At 62.6% G+C, this 2,505-nt stretch carries 1 protein-coding gene; it reads left to right on the top strand.

The genetic code is table 11. The features are described 5' to 3' along the window. Nucleotides 1–686: 686 nt before the first annotated feature. On the top strand, nucleotides 687–2,408 hold the full coding sequence (ltrA, locus tag ACSIH6_RS39230) for a group II intron reverse transcriptase/maturase (RefSeq protein WP_435113942.1): 1,722 nt from the start codon (nucleotides 687–689) through the stop codon (nucleotides 2,406–2,408). Nucleotides 2,409–2,505: the final 97 nt, after the last annotated feature.

Genomic DNA, 2,505 nt, shown 5'->3' with positions numbered 1-2,505 from the left:
TGGTTGCGACACGAGGTCGCACAACATGAGCGGATCACGGGAAGGGAGGGTGGGCGTATGCCTGCTCCGTGATCTCGGGCTAGTACTCGATGCCCGTCCCCGCCCTGACGTGCGCTGGGAGTAATCCCGGGGTTCGAAGCTCAGGGAACATGCGAACCGCGCCCCGATCCATCCGGGGAGCGGAGGAGGGGAAGGCCGGGTGGGTGAACAGCAGTGAACCCTCGATGATGCCTCGTTACCCAGAAACCTCGGGTGGATGGAAGCAAATCCGGGGTGCAGGGTCTACGCCGTGGAGGAGCGGCAGGCGGCGACCAGGGACCACCTACTGGTCGTGTGAGTACCGCTGACCTCGGGGTACAGAGGGCACCCGACCCCGGTCGCATCTCATGTGTGCGAAACGTGGAAACCCCGTCCGGGTCCGTCGCTGAAGGTAAAACGACGGTAGGCCGACCGCAAGGAGAGCTGAACTCCCGAGCGGGAACAGGATGTCCAAGAAGCGAATGCCGACAGCCAAAAGGAGTCGGGAAACTGCGGCTATGTGGTCGGCTCCTCCGCCGGCTGCCGTAGATAACCGGTCGGATACCGGGCCTCGTGCCCGGACGCGAAAGCGGGCTGACGTGGACAGGTGAGCCTTTGATGATTTTGTGTCGTGGCACTGGAACCGAGGGACAAGTTAGGCACCTATGGTGAACGGACCTGAGGGCAAGGAGGTCGACTGGGACGCCGTAAATTGGCGTGCCTGCGAGCTCAAAGTACAGCGACTGCGGCAGAGGATTTTCAAGGCGACTCAGGAGCAGGACTGGGCACAAGTCCGGAACCTGCAAAAGTTGATGCTGCGCAGCCGGTCGAACACGTTGGTGAGCGTGCGGCAGGCGACGCAGCGCAACGCTGGCCGCGTCACGGCCGGGGTGGATGGGGTGGTCGCTCTGACCTCCGAAGATCGGGCCAAGGTCGCGATGCAAGTGCACCGTGGCCGGGGCTCCTGGAGACCCCTGCCGGTGAAGCGGGTGTATATCCCCAAGGCCAACGGGAAGCAGCGCCCACTGGGAATTCCAGTCATTGTCGACCGGTGCCATCAAGGCCGTGTTCGCAATGCGTTGGAGCCCGAGTGGGAGGCCAGGTTCGAGGCCCGTTCCTACGGTTTTCGACCGGGCCGCAGCTGCCAGGACGCCATCGAGATGCTCTTCAACACGCTCCGCAAGGGCTCAACGCGGGTGTGGATCTTGGATGCGGACCTGTCAGCGGCGTTTGACAAGATCGATCACGGCCGACTGCTCTCCGCTCTCGGGATGTTCCCGGGCCGGAGACAGATCGAGCAGTGGTTGAGGGCCGGAGTGTTCGAATCCCGCAAGGGGTTCTCCCCGACCAAGGAGGGCACCCCGCAAGGGGGCGTGATCAGCCCTCTGCTGTTGAACGTCGCACTGAATGGCCTGGAGGAGGCGGCCGGAGTCCGGATCGAAACTGCCCCATCTATCAGGGGAAAGACGCGCCCAGACTCCGCGGTACTGATCAGGTACGCCGATGACTTCGTCGTCTGTTGCTTTACAGAGCAGCAGGTGCATGAGGTCAAGGCACAGCTTGCCGAGTGGCTGAAGCCCAGGGGCCTAGCCTTCAACGAGGAAAAGACCCGAGTGGTCCACCTTGAAGACGGCTTCGACTTCCTGGGCTTCAATCTCCGCCGCTATCCGGTGGGCAAGCTACTGATCAAGCCAAGCAAGGCCGCCGTCAAGCGGCATCGGGAACGGCTCTCGGAAGTGATGCATGGTTTGCGCGGATCGAACGAGAAGGCGGTCATCGCCAAGCTCAACCCCATCATCCGGGGATGGGCCGCTTACTACCGAGGGGTGGTGGCTGCCGAGGTCTTCAAGGACATCGACATCCACATGTGGAAGCTGACCTACAAGTGGGCCTGCTACCAACATCCCAAGAAGTCGAAGCACTGGATCTCCGGGCGGTACTTCGGCAAGTACAACAAGTTCAGAAACGACTACTGGGTCTTCGGTGACAGCGATAGCGGCACCTTCCTGGTCAAGTCGTCATGGACACCGATCGTCCGACACACCTTGGTCAAAGGCGAGGCGTCACCAGACGACCCCGCCCTGACGGAGTACTGGGTCAAGCGGCGTCACAGGATCAAGCCCGCGCTCGACAGCTACAACCTCCGCCTGCTCGACCGGCAGGAGGGGCGCTGCCCGATGTGCGGGGAAAACGTCCTGACTCCTCACCAGCCACCACAATCCCCGTTGGAATGGGAGCGTTGGTGGCAAGTGATCGCCCGCAAGGCGATCTCTGTCGATTACCTTCGACACACGGGGAAAACGACGTCGCGGGGCGATCAAACCCGCTTGGTACACGCCGAATGCGCACGGCGACACGCCGCTCGCATCCGACACAGCACAATCCGATGAGCGTCCTCGCGGCTTGCTTGAGCCGTGTGCATCGACGAGGTGCACGCACGGTTCTGAGGGGACCCCGGCGCAGCAATGCGCCGGGGTTACCCGGCGG

It is taken from the genome of Nocardiopsis synnemataformans, from assembly GCF_965343085.1.
Taxonomy (GTDB): Bacteria; Actinomycetota; Actinomycetes; order Streptosporangiales; family Streptosporangiaceae; genus Nocardiopsis; species Nocardiopsis alborubida.
Note: the sequence above shows the minus strand (reverse complement) of the source record. Positions and strands in the feature narration are given on the sequence as shown.